This is a genomic window from Ensifer sp. CCNWLY38 (assembly GCF_037120565.1).
In the GTDB taxonomy this organism is placed as follows: domain Bacteria; phylum Pseudomonadota; class Alphaproteobacteria; order Rhizobiales; family Rhizobiaceae; genus Ensifer; species Ensifer adhaerens_H.
In genome coordinates this window covers 30,299-50,093 of the sequence record NZ_JBBBBO010000021.1, presented here as the reverse complement: position 1 = coordinate 50,093, position 19,795 = coordinate 30,299, and the positions used below count along the sequence as shown (strand labels likewise).

Sequence of the window (19,795 nt, the reverse complement as noted above, 5' to 3'; positions counted from 1 at the left end):
AAGGTACCGTCGAGATGCTGCGCTTCATCCTGTCGCGAATAGGAATGGCCGTTCCGACGGTCTTCCTCGTCGCCGTCGCCGTCTTCTTCCTGATCCGCCTCGTTCCCGGTGATCCAGCCGCGCTCCAGCTTGGAGACATGGCGTCGCCCGAGAGCGTCGCCGCCCTGCGGTCGGATCTCGGCCTGGACAAGAACATCCTGACGCAGTTTGCGATCTGGTTGACTAACGTGTTCCAGGGCGATCTCGGGACGTCGATCGCGACGAAGGAGCCGGTGGCCCATCTCGTCATCGAGCGTTTCAAGGTGAGCGCCGGCATCGTCCTCGTTGCCGTCGCCCTTGCCTCGCTGGCTGCGGTCCCCGCCGGCTTCATTGCCGCGCTCCGGCAGAACTCGACGCTTGATCTGACGCTCGTATCGGTTGCGGCCTTGCTCTTGTCGATCCCGACCTTCTGGCTCGGCCTCGTCATCCTGCTCATCTTCGGCCTCAAGCTCGGTTGGTTGCCGGTGGTCGGCTACGTATCGGTTGCCGAAGACCCGAGCCGGGGGCTGCTTTACGTACTGATGCCGATCCTCACCCTGTTCCTGCACGAGATCGGCGTGCTCCTGCGCATGGCGCGCGCCTCGGCGCTCGAAGTCCTAAGGCTCGACTACATTACCCATGCCCGCGCCAAGGGCCTTCCCGAGCGCACCGTGCTGTGGCGACACGTGTTTCCCAATGCCTTTGCGCCGACGCTGACGCTGATCGGTCTGGTTCTCGGCAACATGCTGGGCGGCATCGCCGTCGTCGAGACCGTGTTCACCATTCCTGGCCTCGGGCGACTTCTGGTTGATGCGATCTTCGGCCGTGACTATCCGGTGATCCAGGGATGCCTGCTGTTCATCGCTGTCATCTACGTGCTGGTCAATCTGATCGTCGACCTCTGCTATCCGCTCTTCGATCCGCGAGTGAAAATCACATGAAGTCCCTATCTGCCAATGCGATGGTTGGCGGCCTGTTCGTCGGCACCTTCGTGATCGCAGCCTGCATCGGTTCGGTCTGGACGCCCTACGATCCGATGGCGCTCGACATGAAGGCGCGCCTGGCCGGACCGTCGACCCAGCACCTGCTCGGCGCCGACGAGTTCGGGCGCGACGTGCTCAGTCGTCTGATGCTCGGCGCCTCGGCGAGCGGCATCGTCAGTCTCACGACCGTCGCGATTGCGACCGTCCTCGGCACCGCGCTCGGCTCGATATCGGGCTATCTCGGCGGGTGGACCGACCGGCTGCTCGTCGCCGTCACCAACGCCCTGCTTGCATTCCCCGGTATCTTGCTCGCACTCGGCCTGCTCGCGATCTTTGGCGCCAACAAATACGGCATCGTGCTGGCGCTCGGCATCGCCTACACCCCTTCGGTCGCCCGGATCGTGCGCGGCACCGTGCTTTCGCTACGGGAGAGGGAATTCATCGACGCCTCGCGGATATCAGGTGATTCCGAGATATACACGCTGCTTCGCCACATCCTGCCCAATTGCATCGCCCCGTTGACGGTTCTGACGACATCGATGTTCGGCTGGACCCTGCTTTCGGAGAGCGCCCTTTCCTTCCTCGGCCTCGGTGTACCCCCACCAGCGCCGACCTGGGGCAACATGCTGGCCGCTGCCCGCCCTTACCTCGCCCAGGCCGCCTGGCTTGCGATCTTCCCGGGCCTTTGCATCTCAATTGTGCTGCTCGGCATCAATCTGCTCGGCGACGCACTGCGGGATCGGCTCGATCCGAAAATGAGAGGCATGCAATGAACACGCCAACCCTCCTCACGGTCGACCGGCTGGTGCTCGGCGCCACGGCCGTCGCCACCCAGGTCGTCGACGGCGTCAGCCTGACGCTTCGCCGCGGCGAGCGCATCGGCATCGTCGGTGAATCCGGCTCCGGCAAGTCGATGCTGATGCGCGCCGTCATCGGCCTTCTTCCGGCCGGAATCTCCAAGCTCGGCGGCAGCGTCCGGTTCGAGGATCGCGACATGGGAGATCTTCAGCCTGAGGAAGTGCGCAAGCTGCGCGGCAAGGGCATAGGGCTCATCTTTCAGGAGCCGATGACCTCACTCAACCCTGCGCTCACAATCGGCCGCCAGTTGGAGGAAGGCTTGGCACTGCATACCGCGATGGACGCCACGGGACGCCGGGACGCAATCCTTGCGATGTTGAGGCGTGTCGGCATTGCCGATCCCGATGCCGCCGTTCGCGCCTTTCCGCACGAGTTTTCAGGCGGCATGCGCCAGCGCATCATGATCGCATCCGTCATGTTGCTGGAGCCTGCGTTGTTGATCGCCGACGAACCGACGACCGCGCTCGATGCCGTCGTCCAACGAGAGGTGCTGGAACTGCTGCACGCACTGGTCGAAGAGAAAGGCACCGCAATGGTGCTCATAAGCCACGACATGGCGATGGTGGCCCAGTACACCGATCGCGTCCTGGTCATGCAGAAGGGCGTGTGCGTCGAGGAGGGAGCGACCAGCGAACTGTTGCGCGCTCCGCGCCATGAGTACACCCGGAAACTTTTGTCCGCCCTTCCCCGCCGCGCGCCGGCACGCGCGATCGCACCCAACGCGCCGCTTGCTAGCGTCAGAAACATGAAACTTGCCTATGGCAGCGGCAGCAGCGCCAAGGCTGTGTTGCACGGCATTGACCTCGACATCCATCCCGGCGAGATCGTCGCGCTGGTCGGGGGATCGGGCTCAGGCAAGACGACGCTTGGCCGCATCATCGCAGGGCTGCTACAGCCGAACGAAGGCACACTGACCTTCCGTGGCCAGGCGGTGAACCGGAAAAGCGGCGGCTACGCCGATTACCGTGCCAATTGCCAGATGGTGTTTCAGGATCCCTACTCCTCGCTTGATCCCAGGATGCGTGTGCGCGAGATCGTCGCCGCGCCGCTCCGGCACGAAAAGTCGATGCGTTCGACCTCCCGCCGCGAGCGGGTGAACGAAGTCTTGAGCGAGGTCGGGCTCGGTCCGCAATTCGCCGATCGTTTTCCGCATCAGCTCTCGGGCGGACAAAGGCAGCGTGTTGCCATCGCCCGTGCGCTCGCTCGCCGGCCGGACCTCGTCATCGCCGACGAAGCGGTCTCGGCTCTCGACATGACCGTAAAAGCCCAGATCCTCAAACTGTTGACGCAGTTGCAGGAACAGCAGGGATTTGCGTGCCTTTTCATCTCGCATGACCTTGGCGTCGTCGAACAGATCGCCGATCGCGTCGTGGTAATGCATCGCGGCGTCATCGAGGAGCAGGGCAGCCGTGATGAAATCTTCGATCGGCCGACGTCGTCCTACACGAGGAAGCTCCTGTCGGCGGTTCCCATGCTTGCTCCGGCTGACGGCGGTGGCATCGACCTCGTCTGGCGAGCGGCTTAGTCTAGGCGTTCAGCAATAGCGGACGGCGCAGTATCGGCTGTCTTGCTGCTGCGCCGCCATTGTTGGCGATCAGGAATGCCCGGCAAGGCCCGCTGGCCCGATCACTTCACCTCGCGCGAACGAGGCGTTGAACATTCATCAAAGGCTCTCCATGACACAGTATCCGGACATTCTCCTTCACATCGATGGCAGCTGGCGCGCCGCACGCTCCGGTAAGACCATTCCGGTCGTCGATCCCGCAACTGAAGAGACGATCGGTCATGTGGCTTGGGCCGAGATTGCAGACCTCGATGAGGCACTCGCCGCTGCAAAGAAGGGCTTCGACGTATGGAGCAAGACCTCCGCCTCCGACCGTGCCAAGGTCATGCGGACGGCGGCAGCCCTGCTTCGCGAAAGGGCGAGCGACATCGCCTGGCTGATGACCCGCGAACAGGGCAAGCCCCTTGCCCAGTCGAAGGGCGAGATCCTGGCTGCGGCCGATATCATCGAATGGTTCGCCGAGGAAGGAAAACGCGCCTATGGCCAGATCATTCCGCCGCGTTCGCCCGATGTCACCCAGATGACGGTCAAGCTGCCGGTCGGTCCGGTGGCCGCGTTCACACCGTGGAACTTCCCGATCAACCAGGTGGTGCGCAAGCTCTCTGCGGCGCTCACGACCGGCTGCTCGATCATCGTCAAGGCGCCGGAGGAAACACCGGCTTCGCCAGCCGAACTGATCCGCTGCTTCGTCGACGCCGGGCTTCCGGCCGGCGTCGTCAACATCGTCTACGGCGTGCCGGCGGTGATCTCGGAATATCTGATCGCCCATCCGGTCATCCGCAAGATGTCCTTCACCGGCTCGACGCCGGTCGGCAAGATGCTCGCATCCCTCGCCGGTCAGCACATGAAGCGCGCGACGATGGAGCTTGGCGGCCACGCACCTGTTATCGTCACGGACGACGCCGATATCGAGCAGGCCGTCGCGGTCATGTCCGGCAGCAAGTATCGTAATGCCGGCCAGGTCTGCGTGTCGCCGACGCGCTTCCTGGTGCAAGAACGGGTCGCCGACCAGTTCCTCGACGGCTTCGTCGCCGCGTCGAAAAAGATCAAGGTCGGCAACGGTCTCGAAGCCGGTGTCGATATGGGACCCCTCGCCAACGAGCGACGCATCCCGGCAATCGAGAGCCTTGTGGCCGATGCGGTGGAGTACGGCGGGCGCCTGGCAACCGGCGGTAATCGCATCGGCAACCGCGGCTACTTCTTCGAACCGACGGTTCTCGCCGATGTACCCGTGACGGCGCGGATCATGAATGACGAGCCGTTCGGCCCGGTTTCGATCATCAACCGCTTCGCCGATCTGGATGAGGCGATCCACGAGGCCAACCGCCTGCCCTTCGGTCTTGCGGCCTACGCCTTCACCGGGTCGGAGAGAAGCGCCCATCGCCTTGCATGCGAGGTCGAAAGCGGCATGATCTCGATCAACCATCTCGGCCTGGCGCTGCCGGAAGTGCCCTTCGGCGGCACCAAGGATTCCGGCTACGGCACCGAAGGCGGTTCGGAGGCGATCCAGGCCTATCTGGAAACGCGCTTCGTCACGCGCAAGAGCATCTGAGCCGACTGAGCGAGTGCGCCCGCCCTCGGCGACCGCCGCGCCCCCTGGGCGCCATCCAACGTCACGGCAACAAGCCGCGCAGGGCTCGTGGGAGCACGATTCTGTCCGCCCCTAAGGCGAGTTCCACGCATAAGTTTGCGAACGGCAGCATTGCGCCGCCATTTCGGCCGTTGAAGCAGACCTTGCACCTGCCGGAAAGCAGACATTGTCTAGTTTCAAGGTCACGGCATCTTTGCGCCGCCGATAGCGGAAGTAAGCGTCGTCGCCTTCATGTCTCGGCGAAGCTGCTTAAATGTTTCGCAAAGCATCCTGTCTTCATTCTGGGCTACGGGCCCATCGCCACCATGATGCAAGGCGGTCCAGCGGAAAAGTCATGCGAGACTCGGACTGGTTGACGCGTTTTGTGGAGCGTCTGAAGAAGCTTGGCACTGCGATCCAGACCGCCGTTCTCGCGCAGCGCATATCCGTTGATCAAGTCCTCGAACGCGTCGGGATTGTCCCCACCCGCTGTCACATCTCCGGCAGGCCAGCCTTTCGGAAGCCGTCGACAAAGTGGTCTCGTACAGATGCATCGCGCAGCGGCTGGGAGCTGAGCCAATGGCCGATCGTGAAATGAGGGTGGGCGATCAGGAACAATTCTGCTTCTCGCCGCGCCTCCTCACGGTGGCCCAACTGCGCAAGCGAAGCAGCCAGGAATTTGCGTGAGTTGGTACGATACGTCTCTTTCCTGCGGAGTGTAGCGGTTGCCGCCTCATAGTCACGCGCGGCGTATTGCGCCTGCCCAAGATGACAAAGATACCAGCAGGTTGGATAGGGATTGAGCCGCAGAGCTTTTTCGATCTGCGCTAGTCCGTCGGCAACCCTGCCGTCCAGCACGGACATGTCCGACATGGCGGCCCAGGTGTCGGCGTGGTTGGGGTCCAGCTCCAGGGCCTTGGCGAAGGCAGCCTCCGATTCCTCCCATCGCCGCTCATAAGCCAAAATGGTTCCCAGAACGTAACGGCAGCCGGCATCGTTGGGATCTAGGTCGACCGCCTTCTGCGCGAACGTCGCCGCCATCCGACGGTTAGGATCTTCGGGCTCGCCGAAATGGGTCCAGGCAAGCCAACGGTTGTAGGCGAGCAGACTGAGCGCCTCGGCATATGATGGCTCGAGCTTAACCGCGCGTTGGAGCAGCATATAGGCCTCACGCTCAGTTTGCGGCGACTCTTCCGTCAGGAGGCGGGCGCGCACACACAGATCGTACGCCTCAAAGTTCTTCGGCCGATTGCGCTGCGTCGGGATGGTCAGCCGGCCGACGAGGGCTTCAACAATCTTGGCGTTAACTTCATCCTGTAATTCGAAAACATCTTCCACCGTCCTGTCAAACCGGTCGGCCCACAAGTGCTGGCCGCCAAGCGCGTCGATCAATTGGGCATTGATGCGGACACGGCCCATTGCGCGTCTGGCGCTCCCCTCGAGGACGTAGCGGACGCCGAGCTCCTGGGCGACCAGCCGTACGTCGACCGGCTTGCCCTTGTAGCCGTACACGGAATTGCGCGCGATGACGAACAGGCCAGCCGTACGGGAAAGGTCGGTGATCAGGTCTTCGGTCAAGCCGTCGACGAAAGGCGCGTCCGCTTCATCCCCACTCATATTCGTGAACGGCAATACAGCGATCGAGGGACATTCGGGCAGCGGCAATATGCTCTGCAGCGCATCCGGCCAATGCCACACGTGGACCGGGCGAGTCAGGTTCTTTAGGTAGCGTTCGCCTGCATCAAAGAACCGGTCGCCGATCTTGCCGACGATCTCGCCGTGAACTTTGGCTGAAATGCAGATACCTCCCGGTGCGGCCTGCGTCTCGAGGCGCGCCGCGACATTGACGCCGTCGCCGAGGACGTCTGAACCGTCGTCAATGACATCTCCCAGATTGACGCCTACACGCAAAAGCAGGCGCCGGTCTCCAGAAGCCTCAACAGCAGTGGTGGCCCGTTGCATTTCCAACGCTGCTGTGACCGCGTCCACCGCGCTAATGAATTCGATTAAGAATCCGTCGCCCATGACCTTGAAGATGCGACCGTTGTGGCGCATCACAGCCGGCTCGATAACGCCAGAACGGAGTTCCCTGAGGTTCGCCAGCGTTGCGACTTCATCAGCCTCCATCAGGCGTGAATATCCCACCACATCGGCAACGACGATGGCGGCAAGGCGACGCTGAAGAGACTGATCCGTCATGTGAGGACAAGCCTAACGACCGAGTTCGCAAGTTATTGTTCAGCCGCGGGTGAGTCAACAAATGGTCAGAGGTAATGTCCAGGCGATCTCCACCTCCATCGAGCCGTCATCCGTCTTTGTGACCGACGGCGTCGAAGTGGACGACACGGAAATGAGTATCCACGGAAAGCGGATGGTTCTTGAACGCCTGGTGATGGGCGGCGAGCGGGTCTTTCGGCGGAAGTGCCCAGTTCTGCTCGCGAAATTGCGTTCCGGGGGAGACCCGAACAGCAACTGCGCTAAGTCGGCATTTCTGGCCAACTCTCCAGATGCGGCCAGTCTCCTTCCGGCCCAATTGAGACGCTCGGGTCGCACTGACCAAGTATCAGCTCCTGACGCTCCTCGGGCGTTCAGATCACTCGACGACCGGAAGCCGGCAGCACGGATGTCTCCTATCCCTCCCCTTGAAGGGAATCGAACCTTCCGCCCAGGCTTTCGCATGCGATAAGTCCTGGCTCGGCGCCCGCGGAACCTAATTCTTTTGGGTGACTTTTCGCGCATCCTACACGCGTTCTACTATCTTGGCGGGAAATCTGGAGAGGGGCATGCAATATCGCCAAAGGTCGGTTCTGTTCGCGGCACCTGGACTGATCATCGGAGCTGCCGCACTAGGCGCTTCGAGCGGCGTAACTGTCGCAGATTTCGATAAGCCAGAACTACTGATCGCCGCGTTGTTTGTCGGCCTCGTCATCGGCATGGCCATTGAGCAGTTCCTATCCACGATGAGAAAACAAGCGTGGCGGGCGAGCAACAGATCACGCTGGGAGGAAAAGCGCAGCAATGAGCGCATCATACCGGGACCCTGGCTTCAGAAGCCAATTGCGGAACCATTGAGACCAGTCGACGCCACGGATCAACTGCGTATCGTGATGCGCTCGCATTTCACCATTCAACCACTGCTGAATAAGAGCGAAGCACGCGTGTTTAGGGAACTCGACAGCGTCGTGATCGGCTGCAATCCTTCTTGGCAGGTTATGGCGCAGGTTTCGTTGGGTGAGATCCTCCGAAGCACCGATGCGGACGCCTACAGTTGCATCAACTCCAAGCGTGTCGATCTGCTGCTCGTAGACAGCAATTGCCAACCGCGGCACGTCATCGAATACCAGGGCGGAGCGCACCACCAAGGGGCCGCGGCCGCGCGCGACGCAGTAAAGAAAGAGGCGCTGCGACGCGCCGGGATCGGATACTACGAGGTCGTGGCTGGCCAAACGACCCCGTCGGAACTCAAGCGCTTGGTCGAGAAGCTGGTGGATAAACCGAGTGTCACCTAACGCGCCATCACCCATGCCTGCACGGTCGAGCCACTTCCATTGGAGGAAAACATTGCCTTGGCTTGATGGAAGAATCGAGACGCACCCGCATGGCGATCTATTGAAAGCGGCCTGACGTCGAGCAAGGAATGAGCAGAGATTAAGTGTGATTGCGGATGGCCTGACCGGGGGGACCGGCCATCCGCAGAGCGCTATGTCTGCCGAGAGGCGCTTCCTTAAACCGTTTGGAATATCCACAAACTTCTTACGTTAGGCTCTTGTCGTGCGTTCCTGATAGCTTATCGCGAGCGCCGCAAGATCGAGCGCTGGCGGGTTGCAAAGGTCAGCATTGATGTTATTGCCGAGAAACTCGGACGGCATCGTTCAACGTTCCTTCGCGAGGTCCCTCAGCTTCGAGATCTTTTAGAGCGACCCTCGCTGGCTTCAGCAATTCGGCCGCTTCATCGATCTTCAGTCGCATTCTTGGTTTCAGCTTTCCTGTTAAAATCAGATCACGAAAATCAGTCGCGACGTACATCGTTTGTGTGGGTCGGTTAGATTTGGTCTGGTATTCGAGGACCAATCCTCATCGGGCTAGGTTCTAACTTGCAATCTTTTCCTGAAAACGGGATGCAGGGTGGTGCACCTCCTGTTAGCCGATTGCCGGTAGTACCTACATGGCAAAGCGCTGACGCAACAAGGGACCGGTATCTAGAGGCCAAGCGCGATACCGTCCTTGCGCGATTCCGATCCACCGGTCAGCGTGCCGTTCTCCCAGTCGATGCGGATCGCCTGCGCGCCGCCGATCGGGTCTTCCGCCGGAACGATCGCGAAACCGCGCCGTGTGAGTTCATCGGCGGTGGCAGCAGGCAGCGTGTGTTCGGCCTCGACGCGGGTACCGTCGGATCTCGGGATCAGCCGCGGCAGGTCGATTGCCTCCTGTAGGTCCATGCCATAGTCGAACACCTTGGAAATCAGATGCGCGTGGCCCATGGCCTGGTAGTAGCCGCCCATCACGCCGAAGGGCATTTCCACCCTGCCATCCCGGGTCACCATCCCCGGAATGATCGTATGGAGCGGACGCTTCAACGGCGCCACGACATTCGGATGACCCGGATTCAGCGAAAAGCTCTGGCCGCGATTGTGCAGGACCACGCCAGAGCGCGGCGCGACGAGACCGGTGCCAAAACTGTCGAAGACCGAGTTGATGAAGCTGACGGCGTTGCGGTCCCGGTCGACCACGGAAATGTAGACCGTGTCGCGGTGAAGCGGCATGTCGAAGGCCGGCAGGTCGGTCAGCGCATGGTGCAGGTCGATCATATCAGCCAGCCGATCGGCGAGCGCATCCGACAACAGCTCTTCTACCGGCACGTCCGCCTTGTCCGGATCGGCGAGCCAGGCGTCGCGCGCGGCATAGGCGAGCCGCGTCGCCTCGATTTCTATGTGCAGGCGGTCGGGCGATTGCGGGTCGCCCTTCGCCTCGAAGCGGCCAAGGATGTTGAGGATCAGCAAGGCTATGATGCCCTGGCCGTTCGGCGGGCATTCGTGGACCGTGTATCCGCGGAAGTCCGTGGCAACCGGGGTCACATAGTCTCCGCGCGCGTTTGCAAAATCCTCCATTGTGTGCAGGCCGCCGAGCGAGCGGAGATAGGAGACCATGTCTTCTGCAACGGGGCCTGTGTAGAAGCCATCGCGCCCATCGGCCGCTATGCGCCTCAGCGTCGCCGCAAGCTCCCGCTGGCGGTGGACCTCGCCGATCTTCGGCGCCCGTCCCTCCGGCAGGAAAATCCGCGCAGCGGTCGAGTCGGACTTGAGCAGCTCCTCCTCCAGCAGCCAGTCGCGATGCACGCGCGGCGAGATCGCATAGCCCCCTTCGGCAAAGCGGATCGCCGGCGCAAGCACATCGGCGAAGGGAAGCCCGCCATAATCGGCATGGAGCCGCACCCAGGCGTCAATCGCACCGGGAACAGTCACCGCCGACGGCGACTGGCGCGGCACCTCGGTCAGGCCCCGCTCTGTGAACCAATCGAGCGTCAGCGCTGCCGGCGTGCGGCCGGAGCCGTTATAGGCGACGACCCTGTCGGAACCATCGGGCGCGAAAAGCACGAAACAGTCGCCGCCGATGCCGGTCGAGCCCGGCTCGACGGCGCATTGCACGGCCGAAGCGGCAATGGCCGCATCCATAGCGTTGCCGCCGGCCTCCATAATCTGCAGGGCCGCAAGGGTCGCCGACGGATGTGACGTCGCCGCCATCGCTTGGCGGGACACGGCGACGGATCGTGTCGGCTTCTCGAAATTGCGCATTCTGTTCCTCTCCTCGCAGATAGTCAGGGGCGGGCTCGATAGGGGGTGAGCCAAAGTTCGAGCGCGTTCAGCGCCCGTATGATCGTGAAGTTGAGCGTCAGGTAGATCGCACCGGCAGCGACGAAAACCTCCACGGCACGATAGGTCTGGGAAATCAGGCCCTGCGCAATTCCCGTCACCTCCATCAGCGTGATGATCGAGGCGAGCGACGTGCCCTTGACCATTAGGATGATCTCGTTGCCGTAGCTCGGGATCGCCTGCCGGAAGGCGAGCGGCAGCACGACGAGCCTGAGCGTCAGAAGCCGCGACATGCCGGAGGCGGACGCTGCCTCGACCAGGCCGCGCGGAACGCCGCGGATGGCGCCGCGCAGGATCTCGCTGCCATAGGCGGCGGTGTTGAGGGTGAGCGCGAGGATGGCGCACCAGTAGGGCTCGCGGATCAACCACCACAGGCCGACCGCCTGAAGCGAAGGGCGGAACTGGCCGAGGCCGTAGTAGATCAGGAAGATCTGGACGAGCAGCGGCGTACCGCGAAAGACCGCCACGAACGTCCGGATGGGCCAGACGGCCGCGCGATGGTTTCCGTGTTGGGCGAGCGCCAGCGCCAGCGCGAGCACGAAACCGAGTCCCAGCGAGGTGCCCGCGAGCTGCAAGGTCAGCGGCAGACCGGAAAGCAATGTCGGGATGATCGAGACGAAGAAACCAAGATCGCTCATGCGAATGCCACGCCTCGCCAAGCCCGCGCTTCGCCAAGGCGGAAGACGAGGCCGGTCGCACCCGCAATCAGGAAATAGAGGGTTGCGGCCGCGATGTAGAAGACGAACGGTTCGCGCGTCGATCCTGCTCCGATCTGTGTCTGGCGCATGAGTTCAATGAGGCCGATGACGGAGATCAGGGCCGAATCCTTCAGCACCAGCTGCCAGACATTGCCGAGCCCCGGCAGCGCATGGCGCATCAATTGCGGCACGATGACCAGGCGAAGGGATTGAAATCGGGTGAGGCCGAGCGCCTTGCAAGCGTCGAACTGGCCGCGATCGACGGCGAGATAGGCGCCGCGATAGACTTCGGCCTGGTAGGCGCCGGAAATGACGGCGATAGCGATAACGCCGGTCGCAAACGCGGGCAGGCCGACGAAGCCCGCGCCGCCGAAGATCCGGCCGATCGCCGTCAGCGCCACGCTGCCGCCGTAGTAGAGCAGGTAGATCGTCAGCAGATCCGGAACGCCGCGAAACACGGTGCCGTAGGCACCGGCCAGCCACGCGCTGATCCGGGATGGGGAAAGCCGCCCGGCTGCTGCCAGCGCGCCGAAGAGTGCGCCGAGCAGAAAGCCGAGAAGCGACAAAGCAAGGGTGACGCCGGCGGCCACTGACAGCGCGGCGCCCCAGCCGCCTTCGCCGAAGCCGAGTACATGCATAACATCAACCATGGACACTCAAAGCCTTCCTGCCCACCACCCGGCGCGCATAGCCCGCCGGACAGGGTCCGCCTGCGCCTACTTGACCGGTGTTACATCCGTCTTCACCCACTTCTCCGAGATGCGTTTGATCGTGCCGTCGGCGATCGCCCCTTCGATGGCCGCATTCAGCATGTCCTTGAGCTTGGCGTCCTCCTTGCGCAGGCCAGCACCGGTGCCGAGGCCGAAGACGCCGCCGACGAAGCCGGGGCCAGCCAGCGTGAAGTCGGCGAATTCAGGTTTGGCGAGCGTTGCCGCGAGCGCCGTCTGCTGGGCGAACAACGCATCGATCCGCCCGGCGGACAGGTCGAGATCATGCTGTTCAGTCGTCTTGTATTCGCGGATTTCCACCGTGTCGGCGAAATATTTCTTCACGAATTCGAGATTGGTGGTGGCCGCCTGAACGCCGACCACCTTGCCTTTGAGCAGGGGCTTGAGCTTCTCGATCGCCGCTACGGAGGCCGCCTCGTCCTCCAGCTTGAATTTTTCCGCCGAGAGGCCGAGCTTGCCGAGATCGCTGTCCTTCGCCACGGCAAAGCCGGAGGGATCGACGGCATAGGGCTGGGTGAAATCGATGGTCTCCAGCCGCTTCGACGTGATGAACATGCTGGCCATGATCACGTCGAACTTGCCGACCGTTAGCGAGGGGATCAGGCCGTCCCAGTCCTGGGCGACCACGGTGCACTGGACCTTCATCCGGGCGCACAAGTCGTTGGCGAGTTCGACCTCGAGACCGTCGAGCTTGCCGTCGGCGGTGGTGAAGTTCCAGGGCGCGTAGGCGCCCTCGGTGGCGATCGTGATCGTTTTCGGCGCGTCCTGGCCGAACACGGCCGGGGCAAATCCAAGAATGCTAAATGCGGCCGCGAGCGCGACCATGCGACGGATCGTCATGGGTTATCCTCTTTTTGTCGTGCCGTTGAACGGCTGTTCCCCTGCCCGCGCCAGGTATCTTCCCGGCTACGGGCGATTAACCGGCCGGCGTTAGCGCCGGCTCGGGCTCGCAAACTCGGCCAGCATGGGTGCCGTGCCGAGAATATGATCCTGCATCACCTGCTCGGCATGGCGCGCATCGCCCGAGCGTAGCGCGACGATCAAGGCGGCATGCTCCTCGCGCGCGGAGAGCGGCTTGTCGACATAGTCGAACCAGATGCGCATGTAGGGCTCGATGACCACGTGCAGCGCCGAAATCTGGTGGATGAGCTTGGGCCGCCCGCTGAGCGCATAGATCCGGCCGTGAAATTCCTGATGGCGGACCACCCAGTCGCTGCTGCCGCTCTGGCCGGCGCGCTCCATGCGCTCGAGCAACCGCTCCAGTTCGTCGAGCACGTCCTCGTCGATTCGGGGAATGGCCAGGCGGGCGGCGAGGCCCTCCAGTACGGAGCGCATCTCGAAGGCTTCGTAGAGTTCGTCGAGCGTGAGGCCGGCGACAATGCAGCCACGGTTGGGACGCAGCACCACCAGACCGTCCGAAGCGAGCCGCCGGAAGGCCTCGCGCACCGGCATGCGGCTCATGCCGATCTCGGCGGCGATGTCTTCAGGGATCAGCCGTTCGCCGGCCTTGTAGCGGCCGAGACGAAGCGCCTGTTGGATATGACGATAGGCCTCCTCCTCGGCGGTGGCGGCGGAATTTGGCTGGCTGGAGAAGCTTGTGGGCATGGCATGGATCCAAAAAGTATTTTTGTATCCACTTATCCAATCACCACCGATATGCGCCGTCAAGATGGGGGCATCAAATACTCAGCCAGCGTCGGAAGCCGGGACGAACCCCTTGCTGAACCGCTCCCGCACCCGCGGGAAAACGCCGAGACGGTCGCCCGGTCGGCGGAAGCGGACGCGACGAGCACGCCAATGCCGGGCGCAGGCAAGAACGATCGAGCTTGGGGGGCGCTTTCGAAACTTGGGTGCGCGATCGCCAGGATATTAGTGTCTCCGCCCCGAAAAGGGCGGGGACGTCAATCATCAGCCTTCGCGCAGGTGTAGGGTAACGGATCGGGACCCGTCAGAAGGTTGGTTTGCTTGCTGTGCATTCTTCTGGCCCGTCCCGAGGGGCGGGGCAAATGACCCGCCTTTGGCGCGACTGAGGTGCCGTGCCAAACGGGATGTACCAACAGGCGATTGGATAGACGGATTATTTCGGAGTCCAGCTCGTCAGCGCACCAAAGAAAGCTTCCGTCTCCGCATAGGGGGTGTCGTCGCCCGGCGGGAAATAGCTGAGCTTGACCATTACAGTCTGCGTGTCAGGGTCTACGTAGACGTACTGCCCCTGCAAACCGACAGCTTTGTAGGCCTCCGATCCCTCGCGCGTCCAGAACTGAAAGCCGTATCCGCCCTCGGGGCCCGCCTCGGAACCTACCGGTGTGCGCGCCGCTTTTATCCAATCCGAGGTGACAACCTGGCGCCCATTAACCGTCCCTTCGTTCATCAGCATTTGTCCGAACCGGGCCCAGTCGCGCAATGTCGCGTTGAAACCGGCCCCGCTGAATTCTCTGCCAACTCCAGGCTTTCCGTCCATGATGTAGAAGCCGTCCGCCTCTGCACCCAAAGGCTCCCACAGCTTTTCGGTCGTATAGGCCGCAACTGTTCCGCCAGTGACACGTTCGATCACCCAGCCGAGAATTGCAGTGTCGATGGTTTTATAGGCGAAGACCTCGCCCGGTTTGGCGGCAGTGCCAATGTCGAGTCCAGCATCGGCAAACCGCGCGACGTTTTTGACCAGGGCGTTGATATGATTGCTAGCGGCAATGCCCGGATTTGCAAAGTCGTAGCGCTCCTCGTAATCGACGCCCGAACGCATTTCCAAAATCTGTCGAAGGGTCACATCACGATATCCGCCACTTTTCAGTTCTGGCAGGTAATTTACGACGGGATCGTCGATGGACTCGATGTATCCATCGGCAACTGCGGCTCCGACGAGCATGGCAGTGATGGATTTCGTCATGGACCAACCCATGAAACGGGTACTCGCATCGCTGTTATTGCGATAGATTTCGGTGACGATCTTGCCGTTTTTCATCACCAGGAATGCGTTTGTATAACTGCGTTCCAGAAAATCCTCGGCGATGAAAGTCTTCCCGTTGAATTCATATGAAAAATCTAACTTATGATCCTCCCGCGGGAGGACCCATGCAGCGCCGGAGTGAGGCACGGTGCGAATGGTGAAAAGTTCGTCCATATTGCGGAAAGCAAACGCGTTGACGTCGCCGTCATTCATATGCCAGCGCATTATCTGCGTCGCGATCGGAACGTCTGAAGGCTTACCTTTCGCAATCTCGTCAGGCAGTCGCTGCTGTGCCCCGGCCGTCGTGGTGTTTAGCATGACGACCGTCATGGCGGCGCCCAGACTGATCATTTTCTTCATTTTTCCTCCCATTTGTCTGTTGCGTCGAACGTGAACACATGTTCGCTCGACTGTTCCTTCGAAATCGCAGACGCTTGCCAATTGCACCGTCCATGGAATTTGCGTTCGACCAGCTGAAACGCGCGATGATAAATCCGCTCTCCAAAATTGCGGATGGTCGTAACCTGTGCAGCGATTTCGGTGCCCTGACGGCATATGAACCGACGCGACAGGGGAACGAACTGAATAGCTGCCAGTGTTGCAGGCATGACAACAATGCGGGAAAGGCGGGCGCGCCAGGCACCCACCTTTTCACGAGGTTGACGTCGCGCGCCTGCGGCGGGTCAAAAGCCAGGTCGCAATGCCGCCGAGAACTGCAATGGGCAAGATGCCCGTCAGCACTTCGGAGGCGCTCTGACCCGCGGCAACGAGTGCTCCTGCAAGCAGCGGTCCTGCCACCGATCCGAAGCGCCCCACCGCGACGGCAAGGCCGACGCCCTGACCGCGCACCTCTGCCGGATAGCATTGCGGTGCGATGCCGTAGAGCACTGCTTGCACCGAGATGATCGCGGCGCCAAGTATCGCCGCAACCACGAACGTCACGAAGATATTCGCCGGTGCCACGGCCAAAAGCGCAAGCGCAACAACCAGTCCGCCAAAGGAACCGGCAACCCAAAAGGATTGGTTTCGAGCATCGAGCGCCACGCCCCCTAGAAGGCTGCCAGCCGCCCCAGCCAGATTAAAGCCAAGTTGGACCATCCCCGCTTCCGCCCGCCCGAAGCCGCGCGAGACCATAAGCGCCGGAAGCCAATTGAGCAGGAGATAAAGCACCAGTAGCGAAAAGAAGAAACCAGCCCAAAGCAATAGAGTCGGCACGAGGTTGCCGCTTCCAAGAACTGGTCCAAGCCCTCCCATATCGCGCCCTTTGGGCGCCATGCGCATGTCGGGTAGGGTCATGACAAGAGGCACGATCATCAAGGGAAGGAGACCGCCGATCACAAACAGCACTCGCCAACCATCGCCCAGCCCGGCGATCGAGATCAGGCTAACCGCGGCACCGCCCAAAGGAATGCCCGCATACATCAGGGCGACGGCGCGGCCACGCCGCTCCGCTCCTGCCGATTCTGATGCGATGGCCACGAGATTTGGAAGGGCTCCGCCCAGCCCCACACCAGTCATGAACCGCATCACCAGAAGGCTTTCGTATTTACCCGCCAACGCCGTTCCGATGGAAAACAATCCGAAGATGGCAAGCGAGATGGCAAGTCCCGCTCGCCGTCCGTGCCTGTCGGAAAGCCATCCGCCTGCCAATGCGCCGAAGATCAGCCCGAAAGTTGCAGACGAGAAAAACATCCCCATCTGGGCAGGCGAAAGACCGAGCGCCGGACCGAGGCGCGGCGCCGCGATGCCTGCGACCTGGATGTCGAAACCTTCGACAAGGGCTGCGGCGAAGCATATGAGTATGGCCCGGCTATTGCCGGTGCCTGATGTCCCGATTCCCATCGATCCTCCAAAATCAAAATGGTAAATGGAAGGCGCGTCTCCTCCTGCGACTTCCGTTCGAGGAAGATGTCGTCAGGACATGCATTATGTCAAGAAAAAACGCTATGTATAATAGCGATATAAAATAGCAATCTTGCTGTTGTCGCGCAGCGGTGGGTCACCGTTCCGCAGGGGAATCGGGAACGGTCTGAAAGAGGCGGCTATAAATCTTGCCACTCGCACGTTCGCCCACGTCGCTATCCAGCCCGTCAAATGCAGGCCTGGATGTACATATTGCTCGTTTGACGGGGTCACGATTTCGACCGCATGCACGGAATGGTCAGATATGCGCCGGGTCGGAATCGGCGGCAGAACTCTCGGCACCCTGCCGGACAGAGTGGGCAGGGCACAGAGCGTCGCCAGCAGTCGGGCGTTTCGTTCACGCCGTGAGGAATTCGTCGCGCAGGATGTGCTTCATGACCTTGCCAGAGGCGGTGCGCGGCAAGGCATCGACGGTTACGAAGGTTTTCGGGATCTTGTAGCGGGCGAGACAGGTTTCGCAATACTGGGCCAGTTCGTTCTCCGAAATCGCCTTACCAGGCACGAGCACCACGAAGGCACGGCCAACCTCGCCCCAGCGCGAGTCGGGCACGCCGATAACAGCGACCTCGCGTATGGCTGGATGGGCGGCCATCACGGATTCGACCTCAACCGGATAGACGTTCTCGCCACCGGAGATGAACATGTCCTTTCGCCGGTCTACGATAGTGATGTAGCCATCAGTATCTGCGCGGCCGACATCGCCCGTTCGCAACCAACCATCGGCGCCGAGCGCGCTGTCCTCCCGGTTCCAGTAACCCCTAATCACGTTCGGTCCGTGCACCAGTACCTCGCCCTCGGTTCCGAGGGGCACCTCCCGCCCCTCTTCGTCCACTAACCGTACGCGAGTAAGAGGGCCGGGCAGGCCGACTGCGCCGGCCTTTTCGCGCACGATCCTGGCCGAGAGAGGCATTCCCAGGATCGTGCCGCATTCGGTCATGCCGTAGCCATCGACCATTGACACGCCGCGGTCCAACCACCAGTGGATATGAGCGGCGGGATTCGGCGCGCCGCCGGTGAACAGGGCTTTCAGCGCCCATCGATCCGGTGCAAAATTCCGTGCGTGGCGTAGCCCCTCGGCCATTTGAGGGACACAGAAGTAATGTGTGACACGCAACGCCGGATCGGCCAACCGCGTATTGGTCAGTTCAGGATCGAATCCGGGTGAGATCACGCATGTCCCGCCGCGCAGGAGCGCGGGCCAGATCTGTGTTACCAAGCCGATGACGTGGAAAATCGGCGTGTCGCAAAGGAAGACGCTGTTGCTGTCCACTTCACCTAGCACGCCGAAATTGACAGCGGTGGCCAGGAGGCAGCTCGCGCTCAGCATCGCGCCCTTGGGGGTGCCGGAGGTGCCGGAAGTATAGAGGATCGTGCAGGTTTCGGACTGCGAACGAGGCGTGCAACGGGGACCCGGCACGGCCCGTTCAACAGCTTCAGCAAAGCCCGTCAGGTCACGATACAATTGCCTCGGGGCGCAATCGGCCAAAAGGATTTCGATCTCGGGCTCGGAAAGCCTCCAGTTCAGCGGAACGAAAATACCGCCCATGCGGATTAACGCTTGCTGCATCACTACCTGCCAGCCCGAGTTACGAGCTAATACAGCCACGCGGTCGCCTTCCGTCACACCCTTGGTCCGCAGTACCGCTACGGCGCGCTCAATGTCAGCATCCAACGCGGCGTAGGTCCATTTCTTGCCCGTAGCGAGGTCGAGACACGCAAGAGCATCGGGCCGGAGGCGCGCGTGAAGCGCCACCGGGTCGGGGGTTGTAAAGTCCAGCATCACATCTCCTCCCTGAGATCGTCAGCCTGCCTTGCGTGAGGTGTCGTAAGCGCCGAGGCCGGGCTTGTAGCTTTTCTCGTCAATGAACTGACGGATACCCTCCCTTCGCCCCTCGGCATCGTAGGAGTTCGCGGCCTCCTGCGCGCGGACGAGGTAGTCCTCGGCGTCGTCGTAGCTCATCGGGCCGACGCGGCGGACGGCGTCCTTGGTGGCTTTCAGCGCGACGGGGTTCTTTTCCAGAAGCACCCTTGCCACCTCCGTTACGCGGGCCTTCAACTCTTTCAAGGGAAGGCTCTCGTTCACAAGGCCCCAGTCGGCAGCGGTCTTCCCGTCGATCGGCTCGCCGGTCATTGAATGATACATCGCCTTGCGGAAAGGCAGCAGCTCTACCGCGACTTTCGTCGCCCCGCCGCCGGGCAAAATGCCCCAGTTGATCTCGGAAAGGCCGAACTTCGCCTCGTCGGCCGCAAAGGCCAGGTCGCAGGCGAAGAGCGGTCCGTAACCGCCGCCGAAGCACCAGCCATTGACCATGGCGATGGTCGGCTTCTGGTACCAGCGCAGCCGCCGCCACCACCCGTAGCTTTCGCGCTGCGCTTTGCGGGTGCCGGCAAGACCCTCGGCTTCGGTCTCGCGGAAGTATTCCTTCAGGTCCATGCCCGCGGTCCAGGCGGAACCTTCGCCGGTCAGCACCAGCACGCCCACGTCATCGCGGAATTCCAAGTCGTCCAGCGCCTCCATCATCGCACGGTTCAGCGTGGGCGACATGGCATTGCGCTTGTCGGGGCGGTTGAAGCGCAGCCAGGCGATTCCGTCCGCGATATCCCAAGTCACAGTATCAATGTCGTTTGCCATGTGT

15 protein-coding genes and 1 pseudogene are annotated in these 19,795 nt (G+C 61.8%); 6 read left to right on the top strand and 10 right to left on the bottom strand.

Annotation, left to right across the window (positions count from 1 at the left end; translation table 11 throughout):
* Positions 1-14 precede the first annotated feature (14 nt).
* From V7S54_RS31050 to V7S54_RS31035, 4 genes are all read left to right on the top strand, one after another.
* Positions 15-959 (top strand): ABC transporter permease, encoded by a 945-nt coding sequence (locus V7S54_RS31050; RefSeq protein WP_336409784.1) that lies wholly within the window; start codon positions 15-17, stop codon positions 957-959.
* Positions 956-1,774, top strand: coding sequence for an ABC transporter permease (locus tag V7S54_RS31045; RefSeq protein ID WP_336409783.1), 819 nt, complete (start codon positions 956-958; stop codon positions 1,772-1,774). The genes V7S54_RS31050 and V7S54_RS31045 overlap by 4 nt, the downstream gene beginning before the upstream one ends.
* Positions 1,771-3,384, top strand: coding sequence for an ABC transporter ATP-binding protein (locus V7S54_RS31040; protein WP_336409782.1), 1,614 nt, complete (start codon positions 1,771-1,773; stop codon positions 3,382-3,384). Before V7S54_RS31045 ends, V7S54_RS31040 begins: the two co-directional genes overlap by 4 nt.
* A 151-nt stretch (positions 3,385-3,535) precedes the next feature.
* Positions 3,536-4,975, top strand: coding sequence for an NAD-dependent succinate-semialdehyde dehydrogenase (locus V7S54_RS31035; RefSeq protein WP_336409781.1), 1,440 nt, complete (start codon positions 3,536-3,538; stop codon positions 4,973-4,975).
* 510 nt (positions 4,976-5,485) lie between these two features.
* Here V7S54_RS31035 and V7S54_RS31030 read toward each other — a convergent pair.
* Positions 5,486-7,192, bottom strand: coding sequence for an adenylate/guanylate cyclase domain-containing protein (locus V7S54_RS31030; RefSeq protein WP_336409780.1), 1,707 nt, complete (start codon positions 7,190-7,192; stop codon positions 5,486-5,488).
* A gap of 584 nt (positions 7,193-7,776) precedes the next feature.
* Here V7S54_RS31030 and V7S54_RS31025 point away from each other — a divergent pair.
* Both V7S54_RS31025 and V7S54_RS31020 read left to right on the top strand, forming a co-directional pair.
* Positions 7,777-8,502: a DUF2726 domain-containing protein gene (locus V7S54_RS31025; protein ID WP_336409779.1), complete on the top strand. Its 726-nt coding sequence runs from the start codon at positions 7,777-7,779 to the stop codon at positions 8,500-8,502.
* A 270-nt stretch (positions 8,503-8,772) separates the two neighbouring features.
* Positions 8,773-8,886: pseudogene (locus V7S54_RS31020) on the top strand (helix-turn-helix domain-containing protein); the annotation flags it as partial.
* 306 nt (positions 8,887-9,192) lie between these two features.
* Here the strand turns inward: V7S54_RS31020 and ggt are convergent.
* From ggt to V7S54_RS30975, 9 genes are all read right to left on the bottom strand, one after another.
* Positions 9,193-10,785, bottom strand: a complete 1,593-nt coding sequence (gene ggt / locus V7S54_RS31015) for a gamma-glutamyltransferase (protein ID WP_336409778.1) — start codon at positions 10,783-10,785, stop codon at positions 9,193-9,195.
* Positions 10,786-10,808: 23 nt separating this feature from the next.
* Positions 10,809-11,501 carry an ABC transporter permease gene (locus tag V7S54_RS31010; RefSeq protein WP_336409777.1) on the bottom strand — a complete coding sequence of 231 codons (693 nt, stop codon included), beginning with the start codon at positions 11,499-11,501 and terminating at the stop codon, positions 10,809-10,811.
* Positions 11,498-12,211 carry an ABC transporter permease gene (locus tag V7S54_RS31005; protein ID WP_336409776.1) on the bottom strand — a complete coding sequence of 238 codons (714 nt, stop codon included), beginning with the start codon at positions 12,209-12,211 and terminating at the stop codon, positions 11,498-11,500. Before V7S54_RS31005 ends, V7S54_RS31010 begins: the two co-directional genes overlap by 4 nt.
* A 66-nt stretch (positions 12,212-12,277) precedes the next feature.
* Positions 12,278-13,129, bottom strand: coding sequence for a transporter substrate-binding domain-containing protein (locus V7S54_RS31000; RefSeq protein WP_336409775.1), 852 nt, complete (start codon positions 13,127-13,129; stop codon positions 12,278-12,280).
* Between the two features lie 90 nt (positions 13,130-13,219).
* Positions 13,220-13,894, bottom strand: coding sequence for a GntR family transcriptional regulator (locus V7S54_RS30995; protein ID WP_336409774.1), 675 nt, complete (start codon positions 13,892-13,894; stop codon positions 13,220-13,222).
* Between the two features lie 472 nt (positions 13,895-14,366).
* Entirely contained in the window at positions 14,367-15,596 is a 1,230-nt protein-coding gene (locus V7S54_RS30990) for a serine hydrolase domain-containing protein (RefSeq protein ID WP_336409773.1), read from the bottom strand.
* A gap of 291 nt (positions 15,597-15,887) precedes the next feature.
* On the bottom strand, positions 15,888-17,078 hold the full coding sequence (gene mhpT, locus V7S54_RS30985; RefSeq protein WP_336409772.1) for a 3-(3-hydroxy-phenyl)propionate transporter MhpT: 1,191 nt from the start codon (positions 17,076-17,078) through the stop codon (positions 15,888-15,890).
* 418 nt (positions 17,079-17,496) lie between these two features.
* On the bottom strand, positions 17,497-18,939 hold the full coding sequence (locus V7S54_RS30980) for an AMP-binding protein (protein ID WP_336409771.1): 1,443 nt from the start codon (positions 18,937-18,939) through the stop codon (positions 17,497-17,499).
* A gap of 21 nt (positions 18,940-18,960) precedes the next feature.
* Positions 18,961-19,791, bottom strand: coding sequence for a p-hydroxycinnamoyl CoA hydratase/lyase (locus V7S54_RS30975; RefSeq protein ID WP_192494978.1), 831 nt, complete (start codon positions 19,789-19,791; stop codon positions 18,961-18,963).
* Positions 19,792-19,795 lie beyond the last annotated feature (4 nt).